Annotated in this window: 22 protein-coding genes; 10 read left to right on the forward strand and 12 right to left on the reverse strand. The window is 65.4% G+C overall.

From position 1 onward, the window contains the following. Positions 1-60 precede the first annotated feature (60 nt). The 5 genes from L7H23_RS02595 to L7H23_RS02615 all read left to right on the forward strand — a co-directional run bounded on the left by L7H23_RS02595 (position 61) and on the right by L7H23_RS02615 (position 5,402). Positions 61-1,254, forward strand: a complete 1,194-nt coding sequence (locus L7H23_RS02595) for a type III PLP-dependent enzyme (protein WP_237837805.1) — start codon at positions 61-63, stop codon at positions 1,252-1,254. 118 nt (positions 1,255-1,372) lie between these two features. Further along, positions 1,373-3,178 (forward strand): sulfatase-like hydrolase/transferase, encoded by a 1,806-nt coding sequence (locus tag L7H23_RS02600; protein WP_237837806.1) that lies wholly within the window; start codon positions 1,373-1,375, stop codon positions 3,176-3,178. A gap of 115 nt (positions 3,179-3,293) precedes the next feature. Further along, positions 3,294-4,454 carry a CoA transferase gene (locus L7H23_RS02605; protein WP_237837807.1) on the forward strand — a complete coding sequence of 387 codons (1,161 nt, stop codon included), beginning with the start codon at positions 3,294-3,296 and terminating at the stop codon, positions 4,452-4,454. 65 nt (positions 4,455-4,519) lie between these two features. Further along, on the forward strand, positions 4,520-4,954 hold the full coding sequence (locus L7H23_RS02610; protein ID WP_237837808.1) for an MAPEG family protein: 435 nt from the start codon (positions 4,520-4,522) through the stop codon (positions 4,952-4,954). Between the two features lie 13 nt (positions 4,955-4,967). Continuing rightward, positions 4,968-5,402, forward strand: coding sequence for an MAPEG family protein (locus L7H23_RS02615; protein ID WP_237837809.1), 435 nt, complete (start codon positions 4,968-4,970; stop codon positions 5,400-5,402). 3 nt (positions 5,403-5,405) lie between these two features. On the opposite strand, the gene L7H23_RS02620 is transcribed toward L7H23_RS02615, so the two are convergent. Genes L7H23_RS02620 through L7H23_RS02655 form a run of 8 tightly spaced genes read right to left on the reverse strand, consistent with a single transcriptional unit; the run spans position 5,406 to position 15,191 of the window. Beyond that, positions 5,406-6,605: a class I SAM-dependent RNA methyltransferase gene (locus L7H23_RS02620; protein WP_237837810.1), complete on the reverse strand. Its 1,200-nt coding sequence runs from the start codon at positions 6,603-6,605 to the stop codon at positions 5,406-5,408. A gap of 1 nt (position 6,606) precedes the next feature. Continuing rightward, positions 6,607-7,965 (reverse strand): NAD(P)H-hydrate epimerase, encoded by a 1,359-nt coding sequence (locus L7H23_RS02625; RefSeq protein ID WP_237837811.1) that lies wholly within the window; start codon positions 7,963-7,965, stop codon positions 6,607-6,609. Between the two features lie 35 nt (positions 7,966-8,000). Beyond that, positions 8,001-8,387 (reverse strand): hypothetical protein, encoded by a 387-nt coding sequence (locus L7H23_RS02630; RefSeq protein ID WP_237837812.1) that lies wholly within the window; start codon positions 8,385-8,387, stop codon positions 8,001-8,003. After that, the gene (gene ilvD / locus L7H23_RS02635) at positions 8,387-10,243 is read right to left on the reverse strand and encodes a dihydroxy-acid dehydratase (protein WP_237837813.1); all 1,857 of its coding nucleotides are present in this window, start codon (positions 10,241-10,243) and stop codon (positions 8,387-8,389) included. Before ilvD ends, L7H23_RS02630 begins: the two co-directional genes overlap by 1 nt. 59 nt (positions 10,244-10,302) lie before the next feature. Beyond that, positions 10,303-11,034: an N-formylglutamate amidohydrolase gene (locus tag L7H23_RS02640; RefSeq protein ID WP_237839314.1), complete on the reverse strand. Its 732-nt coding sequence runs from the start codon at positions 11,032-11,034 to the stop codon at positions 10,303-10,305. Beyond that, complete coding sequence (locus L7H23_RS02645) at positions 11,031-11,879, reverse strand: 4-(cytidine 5'-diphospho)-2-C-methyl-D-erythritol kinase (protein ID WP_237837814.1); 849 nt, start codon at positions 11,877-11,879, stop codon at positions 11,031-11,033. The genes L7H23_RS02640 and L7H23_RS02645 overlap by 4 nt, the downstream gene beginning before the upstream one ends. Then, complete coding sequence (locus tag L7H23_RS02650; RefSeq protein ID WP_237837815.1) at positions 11,879-13,486, reverse strand: hypothetical protein; 1,608 nt, start codon at positions 13,484-13,486, stop codon at positions 11,879-11,881. The genes L7H23_RS02645 and L7H23_RS02650 overlap by 1 nt, the downstream gene beginning before the upstream one ends. A gap of 49 nt (positions 13,487-13,535) precedes the next feature. After that, positions 13,536-15,191: an electron transfer flavoprotein-ubiquinone oxidoreductase gene (locus L7H23_RS02655; protein ID WP_237837816.1), complete on the reverse strand. Its 1,656-nt coding sequence runs from the start codon at positions 15,189-15,191 to the stop codon at positions 13,536-13,538. Positions 15,192-15,311: 120 nt separating this feature from the next. Here L7H23_RS02655 and L7H23_RS02660 point away from each other — a divergent pair, with 120 nt between their 5' ends. From L7H23_RS02660 to L7H23_RS02680, 5 genes are read left to right on the forward strand one after another with little or no spacing between them, the layout of a single operon-like run. Beyond that, positions 15,312-16,097, forward strand: coding sequence for a uracil-DNA glycosylase family protein (locus L7H23_RS02660; protein WP_237837817.1), 786 nt, complete (start codon positions 15,312-15,314; stop codon positions 16,095-16,097). A 12-nt stretch (positions 16,098-16,109) separates the two neighbouring features. After that, a complete protein-coding gene (locus L7H23_RS02665; protein ID WP_237837818.1) occupies positions 16,110-17,867 on the forward strand; it encodes a lytic transglycosylase domain-containing protein in 1,758 nt (585 codons plus the stop codon). Beyond that, on the forward strand, positions 17,857-18,381 hold the full coding sequence (moaB, locus tag L7H23_RS02670; RefSeq protein ID WP_237837819.1) for a molybdenum cofactor biosynthesis protein B: 525 nt from the start codon (positions 17,857-17,859) through the stop codon (positions 18,379-18,381). Before L7H23_RS02665 ends, moaB begins: the two co-directional genes overlap by 11 nt. Next, a complete protein-coding gene (locus L7H23_RS02675) occupies positions 18,378-18,980 on the forward strand; it encodes a hypothetical protein (protein ID WP_237837820.1) in 603 nt (200 codons plus the stop codon). Before moaB ends, L7H23_RS02675 begins: the two co-directional genes overlap by 4 nt. A 42-nt stretch (positions 18,981-19,022) precedes the next feature. Further along, complete coding sequence (locus tag L7H23_RS02680; RefSeq protein WP_237837821.1) at positions 19,023-20,111, forward strand: PA0069 family radical SAM protein; 1,089 nt, start codon at positions 19,023-19,025, stop codon at positions 20,109-20,111. Here L7H23_RS02680 and L7H23_RS02685 read toward each other — a convergent pair. The 4 genes from L7H23_RS02685 to L7H23_RS02700 all read right to left on the reverse strand — a co-directional run bounded on the left by L7H23_RS02685 (position 20,108) and on the right by L7H23_RS02700 (position 26,841). Further along, on the reverse strand, positions 20,108-21,712 hold the full coding sequence (locus L7H23_RS02685; RefSeq protein WP_237837822.1) for a long-chain fatty acid--CoA ligase: 1,605 nt from the start codon (positions 21,710-21,712) through the stop codon (positions 20,108-20,110). The two genes, L7H23_RS02680 and L7H23_RS02685, sit on opposite strands and share 4 nt — an antisense overlap. Positions 21,713-22,236: 524 nt before the next feature. After that, on the reverse strand, positions 22,237-25,725 hold the full coding sequence (dnaE, locus tag L7H23_RS02690) for a DNA polymerase III subunit alpha (RefSeq protein ID WP_237837823.1): 3,489 nt from the start codon (positions 25,723-25,725) through the stop codon (positions 22,237-22,239). A 39-nt stretch (positions 25,726-25,764) separates the two neighbouring features. Continuing rightward, complete coding sequence (locus L7H23_RS02695) at positions 25,765-26,241, reverse strand: glutathione peroxidase (RefSeq protein WP_237837824.1); 477 nt, start codon at positions 26,239-26,241, stop codon at positions 25,765-25,767. Continuing rightward, entirely contained in the window at positions 26,242-26,841 is a 600-nt protein-coding gene (locus L7H23_RS02700; RefSeq protein WP_237837825.1) for a hypothetical protein, read from the reverse strand. It abuts the gene before it with no gap. Positions 26,842-26,854 lie beyond the last annotated feature (13 nt).

The following is a 26,854-nucleotide window of genomic DNA, read 5'->3' on the forward strand; positions in this document are numbered from 1 at the left end:
GACTTCCAATAACCGCAAGGCAGCCTTTGTGTTGAACGTTATTTTTGGGGGTCCCTTGAGTTGCACCAGCATCATAGCGCCCACGGGCTGATTCAGGCACTTTCGCCGGTCGAACCTGTTACGCTTGTCCGTCCGCACGCCGCGGCGCGCGCAGCGCGTTTCTTCATCGAGCGATTTCCCGGCACGACCATGTATGCGGTCAAGGCGAATCCGTCGCCCGATCTGCTGCGCGTGCTGTGGGATTCGGGTGTGACGCACTATGACGTCGCCTCGATCGCCGAGGTGCGCCTTGTCGCGCGCACCCTGCCGAACGCGACGCTCTGCTTCATGCATCCGGTGAAGGCCGAGGAAGCGATTTCCGAGGCTTATTGGAAGCATGGCGTACGCACCTTCTCGCTCGACACGATGGAAGAACTCGAGAAGATCGTCCGCGCAACCGAAGGCGCGGCGGACCTGAACCTGCTCGTGCGCCTGCGCGTCTCGTCGGACCATTCGAAGCTCAGCCTCGCCGCCAAGTTCGGCGCCGAGCCCGAGGAAGTCGGCGAGCTGCTGATGGCGACCCGTCAGGCGGCCGATGCGCTCGGCATCTGTTTCCACGTCGGCAGCCAGGCGATGACGCCGCATGCCTATGCGCAAGCGATGGAGCGCGTCCGCGCCGCGATCGTCGGTGCGGCGGTGACGGTCGACATCATCGACGTCGGCGGTGGCTTCCCCTCGACCTATCCCGGCATGGAACCTCCGCCGCTTGGCGCCTATTTCGAAACGATCCACCGCAGCTTCGAAAGTCTGCCGATCAGCTATTCGGCCGAGCTCTGGTGTGAGCCGGGCCGCGCGCTGTCGGCGGAGTACAGCTCGCTGATCGTCCGCGTCGAAAAGCGCCGTGGCGACGAGCTCTACATCAACGACGGTGCCTATGGCGCGCTGTTCGACGCCGCGCATGTCGGCTGGCGCTTCCCTGTCGCGCTGCTGCGCGAGCCCGAAAGCGAAGCCGAACTGGTGCCGTACAGCTTCTATGGCCCGACGTGCGACGACCTCGACCATATGACCGGCCCCTTTTTCCTGCCGGCGGACGTCAAGGCGGGCGATTTCATCGAGATCGGCCTGCTCGGCGCCTATGGCTGTGCGATGCGGACGAAGTTCAACGGATTCGGCGCGGAGGAAATCCACGTCGTCAGCGACGAACCGATGGCGAGCCTCTACACCGGCGCGGCCGAGCCCGAGCGCCGCAGCGCGACGGTGACCAAGCTCTTCTGAGCGGGCCCGAAAGAATCGAGAAGGGTCGGCGCAGCGATGCGCCGACCCTTTTTTGCTGGCCGCGGAAGAGCATGGTTAATCATATTTTATCGCAAATCGGGCATTGGCATCGTTCGGCTTGGCGAGGGCGATTGTGCGGATTTCAAAACCTGTCGAACGGGACGGTCTGCGCGATATCGCGATAGCGATCCTGATCGTTACGCTCGTCGCCCTTTCATGGTCGCTGGTCGCCGAAGCGAGCCCGGGCGAACAGGGGCCGGTACGCCGCTATTATCCCTACATCCTCGGCTACAGCTATATCCTTCTCCTTCTGCCGCCGATCTTCGCCGGCAAGCGCGTCGCATCCATCCTGTCGATCCTCGCCGGTCTGCTTGTGGCGACGTTGCTGGCAGCGGATCTCACCACGCTGCGCTTCTTCGACGCGCCGTTCTTCAAGCTCTATCCCTATCTGCCCGTCACCGCGCGTAGTGCGACCAAGGAAGCGCTCGTCGGATATGCGATGTCCTATGTGCCGCCCCGCATATGGCTGCTCGCGGGCGCAACGGTTTTCCTGAGCCTCGGCGCATCCAGATTGCTGCGCAACGGCGGCCGGGCGCGGTTGACCGTCGTTGCCCTGCTCCCGCTCCTGTGGTTTGCTAGCTGGTTGTCGACTGCCGCGTCGGCTCCGCCCGATCCGCGGATCATCGCGCTGATGGACGCCCCCCCGGGATCGCTGGCCAAGCTGGAGGGGGCCGATCGCCCCGAAAACTTCAGCCTGACCGCGCACGCCCGCACAGAGCCGAAAACGATCATCTTCGTCATCATGGAATCGACAGGCGCCTCGACGCCTTCGGCCACGGGCAAGGGCCTGCTGAGCGAGGATATCGTGGCGGGCAGCGGCGCCGGCGGATGGGTCGACTTCCCAAATGCCGTCACCAACAGCAATGCGACCGATATCAGCGTGCCGACGCTGCTCACCGGCAGCGGCGCGCACGAGCCCGCCGCAAAGCTCCACGCGCTCCCCTTCGTATCGCAATATGCCGCCGCGCGCGGTTACCGGACAAGCTTCATCACCTCATCGACGATGCGATGGGGCGCCTTCGAGACCTTCTTCGCCGGGTCGCACATGGACGAGGTCGTGACGGCGGAAGATTCAGGCCTGCCCTTCATCAACGACCTCGCCGTCGATGACCATTTCGTCTATCAGAGCGCGGCGGATCGCGTCGCAAAGGCCGACGGCAAGCTGTTCCTGACCCTCTATCCGCAATCGCTGCACTGGCCGTTCCAGGCCGAAAGCAGCTTCGACGTGCCGACGAACATCAAAGAAAAACGCGCCCGGGCGAGCTACATCGCGGCGAGCGGCTTCAGGCTCCTCTTCGACGCCCTGCGAAAATCGGGCCGGCTCGACGACGCGCTGATCATCATCGCCGGCGATCATGGCGAGTTCGATTATACGTCGACGCTGCGGATGCCGCGGATGCGGATGGATACGTTCGACGAGGGCATTCTTTCCCCGATCTTCCTCATCAAGGCATCGTCGAACATGCCCGGAACCGACGTCGAGACCCTGAAGGCCAACTCCGGCAAGCTTGTCGCCAATCTCGACATCGCACCGACCGTCGCCGACATGCTTGGCGGCAAGCTGGAAGACGGGGTGTCCTATGCCGGCTACAGCCTGTTGCGGCCGGTGCCATCCGACCGGGTCGCCTATTCGACGTCGACGAACGAATGGCGGCGATGGACGAGCGCCGCGATCGCGGTTTCGCGCGGGCAGGAGCGGATGACTTGCGGCAAGGCCAATCTCTGCCGGCTGAGCCGCGCCGACGGAACGAGGTTGACCTATCGACGTCCGGCAACGCCCGATGACGACCTCTTCCGGCTGGCCGCAGGCAACCCCGTCACGCGGCAGGCGCTGGGGCAAATTTACCGCAACCATTATCGCTAGGATGCGCGGGCGCTTTTTGCGCTTCCGTTTCACTTCGCAATCCTTCTATCCTCTTCGCCAACAAGGAGAGGAGAAAAGTGAATATGGCCTCTGAACCCACGCGGGCCTGCAACGCATGACGATGCTCGACGGCATTCGCATCGTCGACCTGACCACGGTCATCTTCGGCCCCTATGCAACGCAGATGCTCGCCGACCTGGGCGCCGAGGTGATCAAGGTCGAAACCCCCGGAATCGGCGACGTGTCGCGCTATCTGGGCAGCGGAATCCCGGACCCCACGATGGGATCGATCCACCTGACCGTGAACCGCGGCAAGCGCTCGATCGCCCTCGATCTCAAGAATCCCGATGACGCCGCCGTACTGCGTGATCTGATCGCGACTGCCGATGTCTTCTTTCACAATATCCGGGGCAAGGCGATCGCGCGCCTCGGTTTCGATTACGAAGCCTGCAAGGCGATCAGGCCCGACATCATCTATGTTCACGGCACGGGTTTCGGGCAGGACGGCCCCTATGCCGACCTGCAGGCCTATGACGACGTCATCCAGGCGGCGACGGGGACGACCAGCCTGCTGCCGCGCGTCGACGGCGATCCGCGGCCACGCTATCTCCCGTCGCTCATCGCCGACAAGATCGCGGGCCAGTTCGGCGCGCAGGCCATCCTTGCCGCGCTGGTCCACAAGCTGCGCACCGGCGACGGACAGGAGGTCGAAGTTCCGATGTTCGAATGTTTCGCCGCCTTCATGCTGACCGAGCATCTGCGCGACGCGACGCTCGATCCCGCGATCGGCCCGGCGGGCTATCCGCGCCAGCTCGATCCGACGCGCCAGCCCTTTCCCACCATCGACGGCTATATCGCGATCGTCCCCTATACCGTCGAATCCACCGGGCGGCTGATGGCGCTTCTCGGCAGCGAGACCCTGCTGACGGACCCGGCGTTCGAGGCCGCAAAAGCAGAGGGTAAGCACATGCACCTCGTCTATTCCGAGATCGCCCGCAAGACGCCGGCGAAGACCACCGGCGAATGGCTCACGCTCTTCGCCGAGAACGACATTCCCGCAATGTCGGTTCGCGACCTTCAGGACATCAAGGACGATCCCCATTTTGTCGCGACCGGATTTTTCCGGCGGCGCCAACACCCGCAAGTCGGCGGCTTCCATGAGATGCAGCCGCCGGTGAAATATGGCGCTGGCGTCCCGCGCGACCTTGGCTTCGCACCGGCGGTCGGGGGTGACGGCGATGCGATCCGCGCCGAACTCGCCGCGGGCAAGGGTTGAACTTCTGACGTTGCATATTGGCGTTCGCGGCCTAGCATCGTCACAAAGCATAAGGGGGAGCAAATATGTCAACAAGCTTGCTAGCGCCCGGCGCGGTCCTCGCGCTCTGGACGCTCATCATGTTCGGCTGGGTCGCCGCAACGCGATTCCCGGCGCTGAAGAAAGCCGGCATCGATCTGTCGAAGGCGCCTCCCGGCGGACGAGGGGCCGACCTCGAAGGCATATTGCCGCGTGAGACCAACTGGAAATCTCACAATTACACGCATCTGCTCGAGCAGCCGACGCTCTTTTATGCGGTTATCGTCTTCCTGCATCTGTCGGGCGGCAACACCGAATACACGCGTGGCCTCGCCTGGGCTTATGTCGTGCTGCGTATCGTCCACAGCGTCTGGCAGGCGACGGTGAACCGCATTCCGGTGCGCTTCGTCATCTTCCTGCTGTCGACGCTGTGCCTGCTCGCGCTGTCGGTGCTCGCGGTGATCGCAACTCTTGGGGATTGAGGGGGAGAGAATAATGGAAACTAACGCCATATTGGGGCCGGTTGCGACGCTCGCGCTCTGGTCGATGATCATGTGGATCTGGATGTACGCGACGCGGATTCCTGCGATGCAGCGCGCGAAGATCGACGCCAAGAACCTCATCGGCACGACGGGCCGCGGCCTCGACGAGGTGCTGCCCGCCGAAGTTCAGTGGAAGGCGCATAACTATAACCATCTGATGGAGCAGCCGACGGTCTTCTATGCCGTCGCGCTGGCGCTCGCGGTCGGCGGCATGGGCGGCGGGCTCAATACCCAGCTTGCCTGGGCCTATGTCGGCCTGCGCATCCTGCACAGCCTGATCCAGGCGACCGTAAATCGCGTGATGTGGCGCTTCGGCATCTTCGCGCTGGCAAGCCTCGCGCTGATCGCGCTCTGCCTGCACGCCTTCATGGGTTTCGTGCTGCACTGAGCCCTAGCGGGAAAACCGCGCGGCCAGTTCCACATGGGTCGACCAGCGGAACTGGCCGACGGGCTGCACCCAGTCGAGCTGATAGCCGCCCGCGATGAGGATTTTCGCATCGCGGGCGAAGCTTGCGGGATTGCAGCTGACATAGGCGATTACCGGCACCGTAGAGTCCGCAATCTGCTTCACCTGCTCCTCGGCTCCCGCACGCGGCGGGTCGAGGATGACCGCTCCGAAGCGGTTGAGCTCAGCCGGAACCAGCGGCCGCCGGAACAGATCGCGATGCTCGGTCGCGACCAGCGCCCGCGCGCGGTTCGCTGCCCCGGTCAGCGCCGCGATCGCATCGCGCGCGCCCTCGGCCGCATAGACCTTGCGCCCAGCCTGCACAGATAGCGCAAAGGTGCCGACGCCCGCGAACAGGTCGGCGACGGCGGGCGCATCGCCGATCGCGTTGCGCACAGCGTCGATCAGCGCCGCCTGCCCCGTCGCCGTCGCCTGAAGAAACGCAAAGGGCGGCACCTCGACGAAAATATCGCCGAAGCGCACGGACGGCGGCTCGGGCTGCCACACGGTTTCCAGCCCATCGCCCTGATCGATCTCGAGCCGCGCCAGTCGGTGTTCGCCGGCGAAATCCTGCAGCGCCATCGCGGCGTCGAGCCCTTCGGCCTTTACGCCTTCGAGGACCACTTCGGCGCCCTGATCGAGGATCTGCAGCTTGACCTTTACCGGGCGGCGCTGCGGCGCGATCGTTTCGAGCAAAGTCCGGATCGGCGCGACGAGCGCAAACAATTCGGGTAGAAGCAGCGGACACATTCGCATGTCGACGATCTGGTTGCTCTGCGCCGCGTTGAAGCCCAGCGCGACCTGCCTGCCGGTGCGAAGCGCGGTCAGCGTAGCGCGGCGGCGGCTCTCGGGCGGCGACAGAAGCGCCGGCAGCACCTCGCCAGCCGAAATCTGCTGGCCCTCCAGCGCCCCGACGACGCGGTCGCGCACGAAGTCGGCGAGCGCGGGCTCGGCGACATGCTGGAGCTCGCAGCCACCGCATTTGCCGAAGTGACGGCAGACGGGATCGGTGCGGTTGGGGCCGGGGATCAGGATGCCGTCATCGCGGACGCGATCGCCCGGCACCGCGCCCGCCACATGGCGGCCGTCGGCAGTCACGCCATCGCCGCGCGCGGCGATGCGCTCGATCAGCGCTGGTTCACCCATGTCAGTCCCTAATCAGATCGTCGGCCACAAGGCCGGGGCCTATACGCGTCGCCTGCGCAATATGCCAGCCCACCGCCGCAACCGCCGCATCGAAGGAATCTCCCCCGCGCGCGAGCATCGCTCCGCAGGCGCCGGCGAGGACGTCGCCCGTCCCCGCCGTTGCCAGCCATGGACTCCCCGGCCACGCAGCCACAACGCGGCCATCGGGCGCCGCGATGACCGTGTCGGCGCCCTTGTAGATCACGACCGCACCGCTATCCGACGCGGCCGCCTTCGCCCGCTCGATCTTGCTGCCGCCCAGACCGGGAAAGGCCCGCGCGAACTCGCCTTCGTGCGGGGTCAGGATCGCCGATACCCCGCCGCGCCGCGCTCGCAGCCTTGGCAATGCCGCATCGATCGCCGCGGCGTCGAGCACCAGTGGCTTTCCAGCATCGAGCGCTGCGACCACATCGGCACCAAGGCTATCACTCGCGGGATAGCCACACCCGATCACGACCACGCCCAGCCGCTTGTCCTCCAGTCGCTCGCCGTAGCGCACCGCGTCCTCGGCGATGATCGCCGAGAATGACTTACTCTCCGCGCCGCTTAGCACGACATAGCCAGCGCCCGCCCGCAATCCAGCAGCTGCAGCCAAGTCCCCCGCGCCCGCCATCGGGCCGGCCTTCACGAGCATCATCCCGCGATTGAACTTGTGCGAATGCGCATCGGGTGTTGCCGAAATCGTCCGCGGCAAGGTTCGTACCGTTCGATCCGCTTCGATCCCGATCGCCGCGAGCATAACCCGGCCCATATGCTGCGACGCCGGCAACAGGACATGGGCCGGTTTGAGCGCACCAAGCGCCACCGTAACATCCGCCGCAAGCGGGGGGTTCCAGTCTTCGTTCCCGTCGGCTTCGACGCCGCTCGGCACATCAACCGCAATGATGCGCTTGTCCGCAAACCTGCTCAGACGCGCCGCCAATTCGTCCGCCAACGGCCGCGTCAGCCCCACGCCGAACAGCGAATCGACGACGACCGGCGCGGGCAGCAGGTGCCCGTCGATCGCTTCGATCTCACCCGTCCATTTCGCCCGTGCGGCTTTCGCAAGATCGGTGGTCGGCGGCGCGAGCGCGGCCACGCGAACGCTCGCGCCGCGCTCGGCGAGCAACGCCGCCGCTACATAGCCGTCTCCACCATTGTTGCCGGGCCCGCACAGGATCAGGATCGGGGCGCCCGCCGCCATCCGCCAAGCGATGTCCGCTACCGCCGCGCCGGCGCGGTCCATCAACTCGGCGAGCGAGGTTCCCGATGCTGCGCAAGCTGCCTCGGCGGCGCGCATCGCGTCGCTGGTCAGGATCGGGGCGTCGGCGGGAACGGACATGAGCAAAGCCTAACACGCCCGCGATAAAAGTCGCGCTACTTCGATCCGGTCGTATTGGCCGGCAGGCGATAGCGGTCCTTGCCGACAGCAACCTCGATCACGCCGTCGCCGACGATCGTGACCTTCGCAGGTAAGGCGCCATCAGCGGAGACCACGCCGCGTCCGTCAGTGGTGATTTGCAGGCGGCGGTATCCGACGTCCGCCTTGCCGACGATCAGCACGGTACCGTCGGCGCCGTTCATTTCCTCGACGGTACAGGTGCGATCGAACAGTTTCGCGCCTTCGAGCGCGCATTCGATGCGGCCATTTTCGGCCGCGTCCTTCGATCCGCGCGCTTCGGCTTCGGCCAGCTTGCTGTTATCGGGACCGCCGCAGCCCGCGAGCAGCAGCATCACCCCGATGATCGCCCCGGTCTTTTTCATCACTTGCCCTTCAGCTGCGACAGGTCGCGCACCGCTCCGCGCGCAGCGCTCGTCGTCATCGCGGCATAGGCCTGAAGTGCTACCGAAACCTTGCGCGGACGCGCTTTTTCGGGCTGCCAGGCCGCCTCGCCCTTCGCGTCCATCGCCGCGCGCCGCTCGCCGAGGACACTATCGGCGACCGCCAGCGTGATCGTCCGCGACGGGATATCGATGTTGATCAGGTCGCCGTTCTCGACCAGCCCGATCGTGCCGCCCTCGGCCGCCTCGGGCGAGACATGACCGATCGACAGCCCGGACGTGCCGCCCGAAAAGCGGCCGTCGGTGATCAGCGCGCAGGCCGCGCCCAGTCCCTTCGATTTCAGATAGCTCGTCGGATAGAGCATTTCCTGCATTCCCGGCCCGCCCTTCGGTCCCTCGTAGCGGATGACAACGACGTCGCCCGCTTCCACCTGTCCCGTCAGGATACCCGCGACCGCCGCGTCCTGGCTTTCATAAACTTTGGCGGGGCCTGAAAATTTCAGGATGCTCTCGTCGACGCCCGCGGTCTTCACGATACAGCCGTCGAGCGCGATATTCCCTGACAGAACCGCAAGGCCGCCATCCTTGCTGAAGGCATGCTCGGCCGAACGGATCACCCCCGCCTCGCGGTCGAGGTCAAGGCTATCCCAGCGCCGGTCCTGGCTGAACGCGGTCTGTGTCGGGACCCCGCCCGGCGCCGCCATGAAGAATTTCTGCACGTCGGGGTCGTTGGTGCGCGAGACATCCCATTTGTTGAGCGCATCGCCCATCGTTGCGCTGTGCACCGTCGGCAGGTGCGCGTGGAGCAGGCCCGCGCGCTCAAGCTGGCCAAGGATCGCCATGATCCCGCCCGCGCGATGGACATCCTCCATATGGACGTCGCTCTTCGCCGGCGCGACCTTCGACAGGCACGGCACACGCCGCGACAGCCGGTCGATGTCGGTCATCGTGAAATCGACCCCCGCCTCGAAGGCCGCCGCGAGCAGATGCAGCACCGTGTTCGTCGATCCACCCATCGCGATATCGAGGCTCATCGCATTTTCGAACGCCTCGAAGGTCGCAATATTGCGCGGCAGCACGCTGTCGTCGTCTTCCTCATAATGGCGACGGCACATCTCCACGACGATTCGTCCCGCACGCAGGAACAGCTCCTTGCGGTCGGCGTGCGTCGCGAGCGTCGAGCCGTTGCCCGGCAGCGACAGCCCCAGCGCCTCGGTCAGGCAGTTCATCGAGTTGGCGGTGAACATGCCCGAGCACGACCCGCAGGTCGGGCACGCCGAGCGCTCGATCGCGGTGACTTCCTCATCAGTATATTTCTCGTCGGCCGCTGCGACCATCGCATCGACCAGATCGAGCGCGACCTCCTTGCCCTTCAGCACGACCTTGCCGGCCTCCATCGGACCGCCCGACACGAACACGACGGGGATGTTGATGCGCAGCGCCGCCATCAGCATGCCGGGGGTAATCTTGTCGCAGTTCGAGATGCACACCATCGCGTCGGCGCAATGCGCGTTGACCATATATTCGACGCTGTCGGCGATCAGGTCGCGGCTCGGCAGCGAATAGAGCATGCCGTCATGCCCCATCGCAATCCCGTCATCGACCGCGATCGTGTTGAATTCCTTGGCGACGCCGCCCGCTGCCTCGATCTCGCGCGCGACCATCTGGCCGAGATCCTTCAGATGCACATGCCCCGGCACGAACTGGGTGAAGCTATTGACCACCGCGATGATCGGCTTGCCGAAGTCGCTGTCCTTCATCCCCGTTGCGCGCCACAGCCCGCGCGCACCCGCCATGTTGCGGCCGTGAGTGGTGGTGCGCGAACGATATGAAGGCATTGGGAGGATTCCTGATAATTTTATTTCAAAAATAGGCGAAGAAACGCGCCTCTACACGCCTATCCTGCCAGATTCAATGCAAGTTTGTTGCACATGCGAGAAAGCTGTCCAGCAAAGCGCCTCTGCCCCGCCGCATCGCCCACCAGATCCTGTCGCATTTCGATCCCTACATAGGGAATGAAGTTCGCCTCGGCGTGCCGGTTCATCGTCGCATTGAGCAGCTTGCCCGAATAGGGAAGCTGATCGCCTACGGTCAGGCCCTCCCCAGCAAGCGCTGCGATTGCCGGCGCCGCGAGCCGGTCGTCTTCGTTATAGAGCACCCCCACATGCCACGGCCGCGCCTGCTCCGGATCGCTCGCGAGCGAGGGCGTGAAACTGTGCAGCGACAGGATCATCGCCGGACGGTGCGCCGCGATCGTCGCGGCGATATGGTCATGATAGGGCCGGAAGAAACGGGCCATCCGTGCCTCGCGCCCGTCATGGTCGAGCGCATTGCCGGGGATCGCATGCCCGTCGCTCGCGACCGACACGGCGCCCGGCGCGTCTTCGTCGCGGTTGCAGTCGACGACGAGCCGCGACACGCCGCCGAGGATCGCCGCGTCGACCGCGCCGCTTTCGACCAGCAGCTCCGCCACCTCCGCCACCCCGATGTCGATCGCGATATGCTCGCGCAGCAAGGCGGCATCGATCCCGAGGTCAATATCATCCGGCACGTGCGCCGACGCATGATCGCCGATCAGCAGCACGCCCCCTGCCCGCGGTTCGCCAAGCCGCCGCCACGCCTCGCTCATCGCAATGCCCCGGTCATCTGCCACCAGTCCGGGTGCCTTTCGGCGAGAACGGCCGCCGCGGCATCACGCTCGGCGGGCGCATCGAACAGCGCGAAACAGGTTGCGCCCGACCCCGACATGCGCGCGAGCCAGGGCTTCAGCGCCCCCAGCTCGGTCAGCACGTCGACGATCGCCGGGCATTGCGCAACGGCAGGCCTTTGCAGATCGTTCCGCGAGGCGAAGAGCTGCGCGCGCAAATCGGCCCCAGTGAACAGCGGCCCGCGGTCGACGCCGTCCCAAGCGGCAAAGACCGGCCCGGTAGCCACCGGCTGGCGCGGATTGACAAGCAGCACGGGTGTCCCGCCAAGCCGCAGCTCGGGCACTTCGCTCAGTTGCTCGCCGACACCGACGCCCAGGCAGGTCCGGCTGGCGACGCAGGCGGCAATATCGGCGCCGAGCGCTCCTGCCAGCCGCGCCAGCGTTGCATCGCCGACCTCGGGCAGAAATGCATCGCGCACCAGCCGCGCCATCGCAGCCGCATCGGCCGATCCACCGCCGATTCCTGCTGCAACCGGCAGCCGCTTGGTCAGCCGGATCGCCAGCGGCGGCACCCGTGCCGCGCCATAGCGTTCGCGGAGCAGCACCAGCACGCGCAGCACCAGATTGTCGGCGCCGGAACCCAGTCCTTCGGCAAACTCGCCGTCTATCGTCAGCCGGTCAGCGGTCGCTTCCTTTGCCTCGATCGCGTCGCCACCGTCGACGAACGCAAACAAGGTCTCGATCTCGTGATAGCCATCGACCCGCCGCGCCCTGATATGGAGCGCGAGATTGATCTTGGCCCAGCCAGTTTCGTGCAGCCCCGCCATCAGGGGGCCGTCGTGGCGTGCGTCAGCCCGTCGCGCAATTTCGCCTCGATCCGGGTCGCCATATCGGCCTCGGCGAGCAGCGCCGCCGCCCGCCAGGTATAGCGCGCCTGGAATTTGCTTCCCGACTGCCAATAGGCATCGCCCAGATGTTCGACGATGACCGCATTGGTCGGATCGCCACGCTGCGCCTTTTCGAGCAACGCGACGGCCTCATCGGTGCGGCCGGTCAGAAAATAGGCCCAGCCGAGCGAATCCGTAATGCTCGCATTCTGCGGCTCCGCATTCCAAGCAGCCTCGATCCGCGCGAGCGACTGCGGGACGTCCTTGCGCCGTTCGATTGCCGAATAGCCGGTAAAATTCAGGATCGTCGGATCGGCGGGCGAGATCGCGAGCGCCTGATCCATAAGCTGCTTCGCCGCGTCCCAGTCATTTCCCTGCAGCAGCAGTTCAGCGCGGGCAATCAACAGGCTTCCGCGCAGGTTCCGGTCCCCGGCATCTTCGCCCAGCGTCGCCTCGATCCCGTCGTAGGCGCGAGCCGCTGCGGCTCGGTCACCGGCCTGCCGCGCGATATCGGCGAAGCGTACCAGCAGGCTGCGCGCCGGCGGCCCGTCGCTTGCGGCCGCTTCCGCTTCCCGGACCGCCATGGCCAGATCGCCCGTCCCGGCCAGAAACTCCGCACGCCGCATCTGCAGCGCCGGGGGCAATGGCTTGGGTCCGGCGAGCAGCGCGATCGCATCGGCACGTTGCCCGTTGCGATCAAGCGCCTCGACGAGCGCCGACCTTGCCGTCCAGTCCTTGTCGTCAAGCCAATAGGAAGCACGCGCGAACAGCAGGGGCAGCTTCGGGCTGCCGTTCGGCGTCCGCGCGAGCCCGTCCGCAAGCAGCCCCAGCCAATGCGCCATCCCGCCCCGCGGCGTCGACACCGGCTGGCCGGAGAGCAGCAACACCGGGTCTTCGCGTCCGCCCGCCGCAAGGGCGATCCGCCCACGCAGAGCCTTTGCCGCGTCGCCCTGTCCCGTCGCCTCCAGCGTCGCCGCGAGACGCAGCGCGACAAGCTGGCTCGTCCTGTCCGTCAAGACGGTGTTCGCAGCCAGAACGACCGCATCGGCCGGGCGCTTCGCCACGGCCTGGACAATCGCCGCCTCAAGCGCGATCGCCGGCTCCGGGCGCGCCCTCCCGGCGGCCGCGACGAGGTGTCGTTCGGGCGTCTGTTCACGCGCGCCGACGTCGATCCAGCTGTTAAAGGCAGGCTGGATCAGCCTCGCGATGGCGTCGCCGCCCGATTTGTCCGGTCGGCCGCCCAGATAATCGCGCGCGGCCTTCCAGTCCGACCGGCGCATCGCATCGACAATGAGCACGAGTTGCGCATCGAAACGCCGCTCGCCTGCGCTCCACAGCAGGGATGCGGCACTGCGCGCCGCGACCAGGTCGCCCGCCTGGATCGCCTGTTCAAGCATCCGCGCGCGCAGGCCCGGAAGCTCGGGCGCCTCGCTTGCGACGATCGTCAGCGCCGCGAGCGCCGAGGCCGGATCACCCGCCTCTTCGGCGAGCTTCGCGCGCGCGAGCGCGTGGATCGCCGACCCGCCGTCACTGCTCGCAGCCTGCACAGGCCCCGCCGCGGCGAGGGCGCCGATGATCAGGGCAAAGCGAACGGGCTTACATATTGGGATAATTGGGGCCTCCGCCGCCTTCGGGGGTGACCCAGTTGATATTCTGGGTCGGGTCCTTGATGTCGCACGTCTTGCAGTGGACGCAATTTTGCGCGTTGATGACGAACCTGGGATTGCCCTCGTCCTGCCCGACGATCTCGTACACTCCCGCCGGGCAGTAACGCTGCGCCGGCTCGTCATACATCGGCAGATTATATTCGACCGGGATCGACGGATCCTTCAGCTGCAGGTGGACCGGCTGGTCCTCCTCGTGATTGGTGTTCGACAGGAACACCGAGGACAGCCGGTCGAAGGTCAGCACGCCATCGGGCTTCGGATAATCGGGTTTCGGCATCATGTCGGCGCGGTACAGCGTCGTGTTGTCCGGATGGTGCTTCATCGTGAAGGGCACGCGAATGCCCAGCGTTTCGAGCCACATCGTCATGCCCGAGAAGATCGTGCCGGCGAAATCGCCGAACTTCTCGACCAGCGGCAGGACGTTGCGGACGACGCTCAGTTCCTTCTTCACCCAGCTCTCTTCGAACGCCCCCTGATAGGCATCCAGCGTGTCGCCCGTCCGGCCCGCAGCCACCGCGGCAAAGGCCGCTTCGGCCGCCATCATGCCCGATTTCATTGCGGTATGCGTGCCCTTGATCCGCGGCACGTTGAGGAACCCTGCGGTATCGCCGATCAGCACGCCGCCGGGGAACGCAAGCTTCGGAACCGACTGCAGACCGCCGTCGCTGATCGCGCGGGCGCCATAGGAGACGCGCTTGCCGCCCTTCAGGATCTTCGCGATCTCGGGATGCGTCTTCCACTTCTGCATCTCCTGGAACGGCGAGATATGCGGATTGCGATAGTTGAGCCAGGTCACGAAACCCAATGCGACCTGCCCGTTCGCCTGATGATAGAGGAAGCCGCCGCCGTTGGCATTCTCGTCGAGCGGCCAGCCCTGCGTATGGATGACGCGGCCCGCAGCATGGTTCTCGGGCTTGATGTCCCACAATTCTTTGACGCCGATGCCGTAAACCTGCGGCTCGCTGTCTGCGTCGAGCGCAAATTGCGGCTTCAGCATCTTGGTCAGGTGCCCGCGTACGCCCTCGGCAAAGAAGGTGTATTTCGCGTGGAGTTCGAGACCGGGCGCATAGTCGGGCTTGTGGCTGCCGTCGCGCGCGATCCCCATGTCGCCGGTCGCGACGCCCTTTACCGAGCCGTCATCGTTATACAGGATTTCGGCAGCGGCGAAGCCGGGGAATATCTCGACCCCCAGCCCTTCGGCCTGTTCGGCGAGCCAGCGACACAGATTGCCGAGGCTGCCGGTATAGGTACCCTTGTTGTGCATGAAGGGCGGCGTGATGATGTGCGGCAGGCTGAATTTCTTCGCCTTGGTCAGCACCCAGTGCTGGTTGTCGTTGACCGGCACTTCGGCGAGCGGGCAGCCCTGCGTGCGCCAGTCGGGCAGCAATTCGTCGAGCCCTTTCGGGTCGATAACCGCACCCGACAGGATGTGTGCGCCGACTTCCGACCCCTTTTCGAGGATACAGACCGACAGCTCGCTGCCCGCCTCGTTCGCCAGCTGCTTCAGCCGGATCGCCGCCGAAAGCCCCGCAGGCCCCGCCCCGACGATCACGACGTCATAGGGCATCGATTCCCGTTCGCTCACCGCAAGTACCTTTCTGCCGTCCCCGCGCGGGATCATTCATCGTGTCCCGCGCTCATTCTGTCACGAAATGCGATGCCTTCCAATTGACGCGTCCGTCAACTGTCTGTTTGAAACAAAATCATGGGTGGGCGAAATTCCGCGTTGCTGGCCGAAAGCTATACTGACTGGTGGTCGCTGGCGGGCGTCGATGCGCTCGTCGGCGAGGTGCCGGCGGGCTGGCTCGACGTGCCTGCAGCGAACGACGGTGCGGCAAAGCCGAAGATTTCGCCGATTGCCGAGCCAGAAGCCGCTCCGCTTCCCGCAGCGCTGCAACGGCAGGAAGCGCCCGTAGGAGCGGAGGCGAAGGGCCCGATCGAGCTTCCCGCCGATTGGGACACGTTCCGGAACTGGCTGGCAAACAGCCCCGACGTTCCCGGCAGCCAATGGGATGCACGCCGCGTTCTCCCCGTTGGCAATCCCGAAGCGCCGCTCATGCTCCTTACCGCCTGGCCCGAAATGGACGACCAGCGCGACGGCGAACTTTTCGCCGGCCCCGCCGGCCAGCTCCTCGACGCGATGCTTCGCGCGATCGGCACGACGCGCAGCGATTGCTATCTCGCCAGTCTCGCGATCACACGTCCGCCGGGCGGACGCATCGACGAACGCGACGCGGCTGAACTCGACCGGCTGCTCTGGCATCATCTGCGACTGGCAAAGCCTGAACGGCTGCTGCTGATCGGCAGCGACATCGTCCGCATGACGGCGAACATCCAGCTTGCCGATGCGCGCGGAAAGTTACTCGATATTAACCAAGATGGCCGCAAGGTGGACGCCGTAGCCGTCGCGCATCCCGCGATGCTGCTAGCCCGGCCGGCACAGAAAGCCGCCGCCTGGGACAGCCTGAAACTGTTCAACCGGGGACGTTGACAGATGCAGAATATGACAAAGACTCTCCTTTCGTGCGCCGTTGTCGCGCTGACTCTGGGAACGGTTCCGGCCTTCGCCGCCGATGCCGGCCCGTCCGACTTCACGTCGGCGCCGCAGACCGTGCCCGACACGCTCTCGTCGAAACAGAAGCAGCTTTACACGCAGGTCCTGACCGCGATCCGCGGCCAGCGCTGGGCGGAAGCCAAATCGCTGATCGGCGACGACAACGGCCCGCTCGGCGATTTCCTTCGTGCCGAACTGCTGACAGCCGCGAACAGCCCGAAGGCGGAAATCGGCGACCTGATGCCGGTTTTGTCGCGTTCGCCGCAACTGCCGCAGGCCGAACAGCTCGGCCGCCTCGCCACGAAACGCGGCGCAACCGATCTGCCCACCCTTCCCTTGCAGGCACGCCTCAGCTGGGCGGGAACCGCGCCGCGCCGGGTTGGCGCAGACAGCGTCGGCGACCCCTCGGCCTCGGGATTGGCTCGCACGATCCCCGACCGGATCAAGAATGACGACCCGGCAGGCGCCGAAGCGCTCTATCTTGCCGCCGCCGACAGGCTGACGCCCGAAGCCCGCGACGAATGGCGTCAGAAGATCGCCTGGTCCTATTATATCGAGAATGACGACGCCAACGCGCTTCGCCTGTCGACCGAATGCGTTGCAAGTCGCGGCGCTTGGCCGACGCAGGCCGCATGGGTGCAAGGCCTCGCCTCGTGGCGCCTCCGCGACTATCGCACCGCACTGAACGCCTTCGACCGCGTCGCCCGCGAGGCGCCCGACAGCGAGTTGCGCGCCGCCGCCTATTATTGGGCCGCCCGCGCCGCGATCGCGGTTGGCGAACCCGCGTCCGTCCAGCCGCGCCTGCGCGCTGCCGCTGCAAACGAGGAAACCTTTTACGGCCTGCTCGCGGCCGAAACGCTCGGCGTGGAAGCGGGCACGCAGCGCGAGAATGTCCGCGCCGACCGCAGTGCCTGGCGCGCGCTCGAAGACCTGCCCAACGTCCGCGCCGCCATGGCCTTTTCGGAGATCGGCGAAGACGGCTACGCCGACGAACTGCTCCGCCATCAGGCGCGCATCGGCGACCCCCGCCAGCACGAACAACTGATCGGCATGGCGCAGGCGCTCAGCCTGCCCGAAACGCAGCTCTGGCTCGCGCACAATACACCGCAGGGCCGCAAGCTCGCGGCCGCCACGCGCTATCCGCAGCCGAAATGGGAACCGAATGGCGGCTGGCGGGTCGATCCCGCGCTCGTCTTTGCGCACACACTTCAGGAATCGCGCTTCCAGAAGAAGGCCGTCAGCCCCGCAGGCGCGATGGGCCTGATGCAGGTGCGTCCGGGCACGGCGTCGGACCTTGCCCGCTGGGGCGGCGATGGCCGGGCTCCCGGGGATCTGAAAGTTCCGGCAGTCAACATGGATTTCGGGCAGCGCTATCTGCAATATCTCAGCAAGGACAGCTCGACCGGCGGGCAATTGCCCAAGGTCATCGCCGCCTACAACGCGGGGCCCGCACCGATCGCGCGCTGGCAGACCGAGATACGCGATGGCGGCGATCCGCTGCTGTACATCGAATCGATCCCCTATTGGGAAACGCGCGGCTATGTCGGCATCGTACTGCGCAACTACTGGATGTACGAGGCGCAGCAGGGCAAGCCCTCGGTGAGCCGCGATGCACTGGCGCAGGGCAAATGGCCGCGCTTCCCCGACAGCAAGGACCGCGTGCGGCTGACCTATGCCGGTCCCGCGAGCCTCGCCAATGCCGATTGACGAAAGCCTGCCGTTCCGACCGGTCCGGATCGCCGTGCTGACCGTGTCGGACAGCCGTAGCGAAGCGACCGACAAGTCGGGCGACAAGCTCGAGGAACTGCTCACCGCCGCCGGCCACATCCTCGCTGCGCGTGCGATCATTCCCGACGAGGGCGACCTGATCGTCTCGCGCCTCCACAACTGGATCGACGATCCCGAAGTCGATGTCGTCATCACCACCGGCGGGACGGGCGTCACCGGGCGCGATGTCACACCCGAAGCGTTGCACCGTCTCGACGGCAAGGATATTCCCGGCTTCGGCGAACTGTTCCGCTGGCTCAGCTATCAGAAGATCGGCACCTCGACGATCCAGTCGCGCGCCTGCGCCATCGTCGCGCGCGGCACCTATATCTTCGCGCTCCCCGGTTCGACAGGTGCCGTGACCGACGCGTGGGAAGGCATATTGTCGACCCAGCTCGACAGCCGCCACAAGCCTTGCAACTTCGTCGAACTGATGCCACGCCTCATGGAATGAGGCATTTTCTGGCGCTTGCCGCTCTTTCAGTTCTCGTCGGATGCGCCGCGAAGACGCCTCCTTCGTCGATCACTACGTCCCCCGATCAATGCCGCCTTACCAGGGACGACCTGATAGCCAATCGTTCGCTTTCATGGTCCGAGTTCGATCAGCGCCAGAACAGCCGCACGTCATGGAGCGCCCTCGGATCGGCCGGATGCCACGATGCGGCGGCGATTGCCTATGCCGATTATCTTGCCTTCGGCCCGCCGATAGCCGGCGAGCGATACCAGACGACGGCACGCTTTCATCTGGGCAGGTCGCTGGCCTATGCAGGCCGGACCGAAGAGGCCGCGCGGATAATCGCCACTGCCCGCCGAGAGACCGAAGTCGGTGGTTTGCATTGGAACGATTATGTCCAGGGAACGGTCGCGTTCCTCACCCGAGACCGCGAAACGCTGGCCGCACGGCAGGCCTCGCTCGCCACGCAATCGGGCTTTGCCGACCGGATGAACGCGGGCGTTCTTGCCGGTTTGCTTCATTGCTGGGACCGCCCCTATCTGGAGGCAGCGGCGCTCGCCTGCACGACGGCAAGCGGATATCAAATGCCCGCCGAATAGTTTGTTCTTCATTTGTTCCATATGCCGCGCTACAATGCGGCAGTGGAACCAACCAAGCCTCTACCCCCGATCTCTGGCCGCGGCGCGCCGACCAATTTGCGCCCGACCCGCACCGGATCGCTCGACCGCGAGGCCGATGGCGACTGGCTCGATGCCGCCGAAGACATCGACGGTGCGCCAACGCCGTTGCGCACGACGGTCACTATCGAGCACCCGAAGACGATCATCTCGCGCAACACCTCGCCCGACATCGGCTTCGACCGCTCGATCAATCCCTATCGCGGCTGCGAGCATGGCTGCATCTATTGCTTCGCGCGCCCGACGCACGCCTTCCACGACCTGTCGCCGGGGCTCGATTTCGAGAGCAAGCTGTTCGCCAAACCCGACGCGGCAAAGCTGCTCCGCGCCGAGCTGGCGAAGCGCAACTACAAGGTCGCCCCGCTCGCGATCGGAACCAACACCGACGGATACCAGCCGATCGAGCGCGAATGGGGCATCACCCGCTCGATCATCGAGGTTCTCGCCGAGACGAAGCACCCGCTGCTGATCACCACCAAGTCCGACCGGCTGCTCCGCGATATCGACCTGCTCGCGGCTATGGCGCGCGACAATCTGGTCGGGGTCGCGATCTCGGTCACCACGCTCGACCCCAAGGTCGCGCGCACGCTCGAACCTCGCGCCCCGCACCCGCGCCGCCGCCTCGCAGCGATCCGCAAGCTGATAGACGCGGGCGTCCCGACACAGGTCAACATCTCTCCGATCATTCCCGCGATCACCGACCACGAGATCGAAGCGATCATGACCGCCGCAGCCGAGGCCGGCGCGATCCGCGCATCCTATATCCTGATGCGCCTGCCCTTCGAGGTCGCGCCGCTCTTCCGTGCCTGGCTCGCGGCGCACTATCCCGATCGCGCCGACAAGGTCATGCACATCGTGCAGGACATCCGCGGAGGAAAGGACAACGACCCCAATTTCTTCACGCGCATGAAGGGTCAAGGCATCTGGCCGCAGCTCATCCGCCAGCGCGTCAAGCGCGCCGCGCGCGAACATGGCATGGACCGGAACTTCCCGCCGCTCCGCAGCGACCTCTTCCGACCGCCCGAACGCGACGGCCAGATGGAACTGTTCTAGGCCGCCGTCAGCGACCGCAACTTGTAGTCCTTGTAGTCGTCGCGGATCTGGCGCTTCAAAATCTTGCCCGTCGCGGTGTGCGGCAGTTCGTCGACGAACACGACCTCGTCGGGCAGCCACCATTTGGCGACCTTGTCCTTGAGGTAATCGACGACATCCGCCTCGCTGACTGCGGCATCGGGCTTGCGGACGATCAGCAGGATCGGCCGCTCGTCCCATTTGGGATGATAGACGCCGACCGCAGCCGCCTCCTGCACCCCGGGTGCGCCCACCGCGGCATTTTCCAGCTCGATCGACGAAATCCATTCGCCGCCCGACTTGATCACATCCTTCGCGCGGTCGGTGATCTGCATGACCCCGTCGGGATGGATCACCGACACGTCGCCGGTGTCGAACCAGCCCTCACCATCCGCCGCATCGGCGTCGGCCTTGAAATAGCGCTGGATGATCCACGGCCCGCGGATTTGCAGCCGCCCGCTCGTCTCGCCGTCGCGCGGCAGTTCATTGTCCTGATCGTCGACGATCCGCAGTTCGACCCCGAACGGCGGACAGCCTTGGCGGCAGACGACATCGACGCGCTCGTCGAAGCTCATCTCGTCCCAGTTCCACGGCCGCTTGCCCATCGTGCCTATCGGCGAAGTTTCGGTCATCCCCCACGCGTGGCCGACGTCAACCCCCGCCCTCATGAAGCGCTCGATCATCGCGCGCGGCGCTGCGGAGCCACCGATGATGACGCGTTGCAGCTTGCCATAATCGATACCTGTTGCGTCCATATGGCCGAACATCGCGAGCCACACCGTCGGCACGCCCGCGCTGTGCGTCACGCCCTCGCTGTGCATCAGGTCGCAGAGTATTTGCGCATCGTTTGTCGCCGAAAAAACCAGCTTTGCGCCGACCGTCGCCGCCGCGAACGGAATGCCCCAGCTGTTCGCATGGAACATCGGCACGATCGGCAGGATCACGCTGCGGTTGGACATGTCGAACACGTCGGGCTGGATTTCGGTGATCGCGTGGATGACGTTCGAGCGATGCTCATAGAGCACGCCCTTGGGATTGCCGGTGGTGCCGCTCGTATAGCAAAGCCCGACCGGATCGCGCTCGTCGAGTTCTACCCACGCAAAGCTGCTATCCTCGGCGCCCACCAGATCGCGATACGACTTGTAGTCGCCCTGCGCGGGCGCATCGAACAGCACGAAATGCTCGACGCTCTTCAGCTCGGGCCGGATGCGCTCGACGATCGGCAGGAACATCGCGTCGAACAGCAGCACGCGGTCCTCGGCGTGATTGATGATATAGACCAGCTGCTCATCGAACAGCCGCGGGTTCACCGTGTGCAGTACGCCGCCCATGCCGGCGCTGCCGTACCAACTCACCAGATGATGCCCGTGGTTCATCGCCAGCGTCGCGATGCGGTCGCCTTTCCCGATCCCCAGCTTCACCATCGCGGCGGCAAAACGGCGGGCGTCGGTTCCCACCTCGCCCCACGTCGATCGCGTCACGCTACCGTCGGCCCAGCGCGAGACGATCTCGCGTCCCGCATGTTCACGCGCGGCATGGTCGATCAGGCTCGTGACGAGCAGCGGCTGACCTTGCATTCCCATCGTTCAGGCATCCTCGATTTTATCGTTGCCCACTAGGGATAGGGGGGGAAGCGAAGTCCGCGCAAGACCAAACAGGCGCAAGCCGCGCCCGGGCGGCGGCGTCTAGCCCGGAAGCCCTGCCAATTGGGGGATGTCGGCGAAGCCGAAATCCCAATCAGCGCGGCTTTCGCAACAGATATGGGCCGTCGGGCGCATATCGACGGGACCATCGAGGCTCCCAGCGGGAACGACGAGCAAGGCACCATCCATCTGGATACCGGGCAGCGCCGATCCGCACGTCCGGCAAAAACTGCGCTCGTGCCGGGTGCCGGAAAGGCGATAGGATGCAACCGCGCTTGCGCCGGCCAGCCACTCGATCGTTGCTCCGCTTGCGAAAAGGTTCGCGCCGTGCGCCGATCCGCTGCCCTTCCGGCATCGCGCACAGTGGCACAGGAAAAAGGCGTCGAAGTCGCCCGACACCTCGAACCGGACGGTCCCGCAAAGGCAGCTTCCAGGTGTTTTTCGCATCATCGTCCGGCTTTTGACTATCGCACCCGGAAATCGCGCGGAGCAACGAGCGACAATGCGGGCTCGGTCACCCCGGAAATCATTTCGAGCCGCGAGACGGTGTCGGGGCCGAGCGCGAAGCGATTCCCCAGTTCGATCCGGATGTCCTCGTCAGTCAGCGGATCGCGCGTCGCGACGATCATCTTGCCGCGCGCATCGTCGCGCCTCTCGAGCAGCTTCGCGATTTCGGCCATCGCCTCGGGCAGCTCGACACGGCACGTCAGCTGCAATGCCGCCGTCGCCGCGATGTCGGCGAGCGCCTGCGCGCCGCGCACGGTGACACGCGGCGTTTCTTCGCCTTCGAGCAGGTCGAGCTCGACCGACAGGATCGCGCAGCCGCCATCTTCGGCCAGCGCTTCGAGTATCTTGCCCGCCTGTTCGTCGAAACAGCTCGACTGGAATTGCCCGCTGCGATCCGAAAGCGTGAGGTTCAGGAAGCGGTTGCCGCGCTGCGACACGCGCGGGCGCGCGCTTTCGACCATCGCCGCCATCACCATGGGGATGCGCGTTCCCGGCGTCATTTCGACATTCTCGCAAATGTCACCGTAGGACCGCGCGCCGCGTGCAGCGACGATCGCCTCAAACTGTTCGACCGGGTGCGCCGAGAAATAGAAGCCGAACGCCTCCTTTTCGCGCGTCATCCGCTCGGCGAGCGTCCACGGCTCGGCCGCCGGAAGCTGAAGCACCGGCATAATCGCGACATCGCCGCCGAACAGCCCGCCCTGCCCCGTCGACCGCTCGTGCGCCGAACTGTTCGCGCACGCGAGCAGGGCTTCAGCGCCGGCATAGGCGCGCGGCCGATCAGGCTCGATGCAATCGAACGCTCCGCCAGCGGCCAGCGCCTCGATCTGGCGCCGGTTGAGCAGCTTCGGATCGATGCGCGCCGCAAAATCGTCGAGGCTCGCAAAATCGCCCTTCGCATGGCGCTCGGCAGCAAGTGCCTCCATCGCCTTCTCGCCGACGCCCTTCAGCGCGCCGAGCGCATAGCGTACCGTCAGCCCCTCATCGCCGCGCCCGACCGAAAAATCGGCTTCGCTCTCGTTGATCGACGGCGCCGACACATCGACGCCCAGCCGCCGCATGTCGTCGATGAAGATCGACAGCTTGTCGGTCTGATGGCTGTCGAACGACATCGACGCCGCGAAGAATTCGTGCGGATAATGCGCTTTGAGCCAGGCGGTCTGATACGACAGCAGCGCATAGGCGGCCGCATGGCTCTTGTTGAAACCATAGCCCGCGAACTTGTCGATCAAGTCGAACAGCTCGTTCGCAGCCTTTGCGTCGATGCCGTTATGCTCGCCACAGCCCTTGACGAAGGTGTCGCGCTGCGCGTCCATCTCCGCCTGCACCTTCTTGCCCATCGCGCGGCGGAGAAGGTCGGCGCCGCCAAGGCTGTAGCCGGCGAGGATCTGCGCCGCCTGCATCACCTGTTCCTGATAGACGAAGATGCCATAGGTTTCGGCGAGGATGCCTTCGAGCAACGGGTGCGGATAGGCGATCTTTTCGCGCCCGTTCTTGCGCGCGCCGAACAGCGGGATGTTGTCCATCGGCCCCGGCCGATAGAGCGCGACGAGCGCGATGATGTCGCCGAAATTGGTGGGCTTCACCGCCGACAGCGTACGCCGCATCCCTTCGGATTCCAGCTGGAATACCCCCACGGTCTCGCCGCGCTGGAGCAGCTCGTAAACCGCCGTATCGTCCCACGCGAGCGCGTCGAGATCGACGTCGACGCCGCGCAGCGCGAGCAGGCGCTTCGCCTCCTTCAGCACCGACAGCGTCTTGAGACCGAGGAAGTCGAACTTCACCAGCCCCGCAGTCTCGACATATTTCATGTCGAACTGCGTCACCGGCATGTCCGAGCGCGGATCGCGATAGAGCGGGACGAGCTGGTCGAGCGGCCGGTCGCCGATCACCACGCCTGCGGCGTGCGTCGAGCTGTGTCGCGGCAGACCTTCGAGCTGGCGTGCCATGTCGAACAGGCGGCGTACCCCGTCGTCCTGCTTATATTCGGTCATCAGCTCCGAAACGCCGTTCAACGCGCGTTCGAGCGTCCAGGGGTCGGTCGGATGGTTCGGAACCAGCTTCGCGAGCCGGTCGACCTGACCATAGCTCATCTGGAGCACGCGGCCAGTATCCTTTAGAACCGCGCGCGCCTTCAGCTTACCGAAGGTGATGATCTGCGCGACGGTGTCGCGGCCGTATTTCTCCTGCACATAGCGGATCACTTCGCCGCGCCGCGTTTCGCAGAAGTCGATGTCGAAGTCGGGCATCGACACGCGCTCGGGGTTGAGGAAGCGTTCGAACAGCAGGCCAAGCTTCAACGGATCGAGGTCGGTGATCGTCAGCGCCCACGCGACGACGCTGCCCGCACCCGACCCGCGCCCCGGTCCGACCGGAATGTCATGCGCCTTCGCCCATTTGATGAAGTCGGCAACGATCAGGAAGTAACCGGGAAAGCCCATCTGGGTGATGACGTCGACCTCGAAATCGAGGCGCGTCACATAGGCTTCGCGTTCCTCGGCCGACAGGTCGGGATGAAGCGCCAAGCGCGCTTCCAGCCCCGCATGCGCGTCGGCCTTAAGCTGCGCCGCCTCGCCCTCGCGGTCGCCCGCGAGGCTCGGCAGGATCGGCTTGCGCTTCGGCGCCATGAACGCGCAACGCTGCGCGATCACCAGCGTGTTGTGCATCGCCTCGGGCAGGTCGCTGAACGCATCCTCCATCGCCTCGGCGGGCTTCAGCCACGCCTCGGGGCTCGACACGCGCCGGTCCTCGCTCTCGACATAAGCCGACTGCGCGATGCACAGCATCGCATCGTGCGCGGGATGGAATTGCGGCTCGACGAAGTTCGCAGGGTTCGTCGCAACCATGGGCAGCGCGCGCGCGTAGGCCAGGTCGATCAGCGCATTCTCGGCCGCCGCCTCGGTCGCGTCGCCGCGCCGCGACAGCTCGATATAAAGCCGCCCGCCGAACAAGGCTTCGAGCTGCTCGACATAATCCTCGGCCGCGGTCTTCTGCTCGCCCGCGAGCAGTCGCGCCAGCGCGCCCTCGCCGCCGCCGGTCAGACAGATCAGCCCGTCGGTCTTGCCGGCAAGGTCCGCCAGCGTGACATGCGGGTCCTGCTCGACCGGCCGCCCGAGATGCGCCGCCGAAACCAGCGCGCAGAGATTGTTATAGCCCGCATCGTCCTGCGCATAGAGCGCCAGCCAGTCGATGAGCGGCGCGCCGTTTGCCAGCCGCTGCCCCGGCCGCGCGACGCTCAGGAAGGCGCCGACGATCGGCTGAACACCCGCCGCCTTGCACGCCTCGCCAAAGGCCATGACACCATAGAGCCCGTTGCGATCGGCGACCGCGATCGCCGGAAAACCGCGCTCGCGCGCGGCTTTCGCAATCGCCTTGGGCTCGATCGCCCCCTCCAGCATCGTGAAACTGGAAAAGACGCGCAGGGGAACGAAGGGGCTGTAGGCCATCGGATGACGCTACAGTGACAGCGGTGATTCTGCCAAGGGTTAACCCAGCAGGTCCTCAATCTCTTTGCGCAGTTGCTCGGGCTTTGTCGTCGGCGCGTGGCGCGAGACGACCTTGCCGTCGCGGCCGACGAGGAATTTGGTGAAATTCCACTTGATCCCGCTGCCCAGCAACCCGGTCTTTTCGCTCTTCAGATGCTTGAAGATCGGGTCGGCGTCGGATCCATTGACGTCGATCTTCGCCATCAAGGGGAAGCTGACATCATAGGTCAGCGAACAGAAATTCTTGATTTCCTCGGCGTCGCCCGGCTCCTGCGCGCCGAACTGGTTGCACGGGAAGGCGAGGATTTCGAGCCCGCGATCCTTGTAATCGCGGTACAGCTCCTCCAGCCCCTCATATTGCGGCGTAAAGCCGCATTTCGATGCGGTGTTGACTATCAGCAGCACCTTGCCCCGATAGTCCGCCAGCGACTGCGATCCGCCGCCCGGCAGCTTCGCCGAAAGATCATAGAGACCCATTTATTTCTCCCCCGCCTTGCGCGGCCTGTAGATGAAATCGAAACTCGTCGTCCACGTCAGCCCCTGATCGACCGACTGCTCGCCATGCTGGCGCACCGAACCGCCCGCCTGCCTGCTGTACGTCATGCGAATAAGGCCATCCTTGCCCTTGGCAACGACATTCGCCCAGTGCCCGGTGAGCACCATCTTGCCGTCGACCGGACCGCCGTCGAAATCGACCCGCGCGCCGCTGCTGTCGACCCACGCTTGGCGCCAATAGCGGCGTTCGTTGTCGTAATGGCTGAACGATCCGCCCCCGCCGCCTTTCAGCGGTTTCCACGTCTCGCGGATCGCGCACCCCATGAACATCGATTCGATGCTGCTCGTCGCGATCTGCGTCGAACTGCCGTTCGGGAACACATCCCATTCGCCGACCCAGAAGTCGAAGGCATGATATTCGGGCCCGGTGCACGCCGACTGGATCAGCGGTGCCGGCTGCGACGGAATCGCAGGGGGCGCCGGCGGAAGCCGGACCGGGGGCGCAAGCGGGGCAGACTGGAACGCGGCCTGCGCGGGAACCGCAGCCAGAGCGAGCAACGTAACCGACAGCGAACGGATCATCCGGCCCCTCCCC

The organism is Sphingopyxis sp. BSN-002, assembly GCF_022024275.1.
Taxonomy (GTDB): Bacteria; Pseudomonadota; Alphaproteobacteria; order Sphingomonadales; family Sphingomonadaceae; genus Sphingopyxis.

Excerpts from the sequence above, each read along its gene's own strand:
- ilvD (WP_237837813.1), bottom strand. The coding sequence starts at position 10,243 with ATGCCTTCATATCGTTCGCGCACCACCACTCACGGCCGCAACATGGCG.
- L7H23_RS02630 (WP_237837812.1), bottom strand. The coding sequence starts at position 8,387 with ATGAAAAAGACCGGGGCGATCATCGGGGTGATGCTGCTGCTCGCGGGC.
- L7H23_RS02625 (WP_237837811.1), bottom strand. The coding sequence starts at position 7,965 with ATGTCCGTTCCCGCCGACGCCCCGATCCTGACCAGCGACGCGATGCGC.
- L7H23_RS02620 (WP_237837810.1), bottom strand. The coding sequence starts at position 6,605 with ATGGGTGAACCAGCGCTGATCGAGCGCATCGCCGCGCGCGGCGATGGC.
- L7H23_RS02695 (WP_237837824.1), bottom strand. The coding sequence starts at position 26,241 with ATGGGTCTCTATGATCTTTCGGCGAAGCTGCCGGGCGGCGGATCGCAG.
- L7H23_RS02675 (WP_237837820.1), top strand. The coding sequence starts at position 18,378 with ATGAGGCATTTTCTGGCGCTTGCCGCTCTTTCAGTTCTCGTCGGATGC.
- L7H23_RS02660 (WP_237837817.1), top strand. The coding sequence starts at position 15,312 with ATGGGTGGGCGAAATTCCGCGTTGCTGGCCGAAAGCTATACTGACTGG.
- dnaE (WP_237837823.1), bottom strand. The coding sequence starts at position 25,725 with ATGGCCTACAGCCCCTTCGTTCCCCTGCGCGTCTTTTCCAGTTTCACG.
- L7H23_RS02700 (WP_237837825.1), bottom strand. The coding sequence starts at position 26,841 with ATGATCCGTTCGCTGTCGGTTACGTTGCTCGCTCTGGCTGCGGTTCCC.
- moaB (WP_237837819.1), top strand. The coding sequence starts at position 17,857 with ATGCCGATTGACGAAAGCCTGCCGTTCCGACCGGTCCGGATCGCCGTG.
- L7H23_RS02645 (WP_237837814.1), bottom strand. The coding sequence starts at position 11,879 with ATGGCGGGGCTGCACGAAACTGGCTGGGCCAAGATCAATCTCGCGCTC.
- L7H23_RS02685 (WP_237837822.1), bottom strand. The coding sequence starts at position 21,712 with ATGGGAATGCAAGGTCAGCCGCTGCTCGTCACGAGCCTGATCGACCAT.
- L7H23_RS02605 (WP_237837807.1), top strand. The coding sequence starts at position 3,294 with ATGACGATGCTCGACGGCATTCGCATCGTCGACCTGACCACGGTCATC.
- L7H23_RS02640 (WP_237839314.1), bottom strand. The coding sequence starts at position 11,034 with ATGAGCGAGGCGTGGCGGCGGCTTGGCGAACCGCGGGCAGGGGGCGTG.
- L7H23_RS02610 (WP_237837808.1), top strand. The coding sequence starts at position 4,520 with ATGTCAACAAGCTTGCTAGCGCCCGGCGCGGTCCTCGCGCTCTGGACG.
- L7H23_RS02615 (WP_237837809.1), top strand. The coding sequence starts at position 4,968 with ATGGAAACTAACGCCATATTGGGGCCGGTTGCGACGCTCGCGCTCTGG.
- L7H23_RS02665 (WP_237837818.1), top strand. The coding sequence starts at position 16,110 with ATGACAAAGACTCTCCTTTCGTGCGCCGTTGTCGCGCTGACTCTGGGA.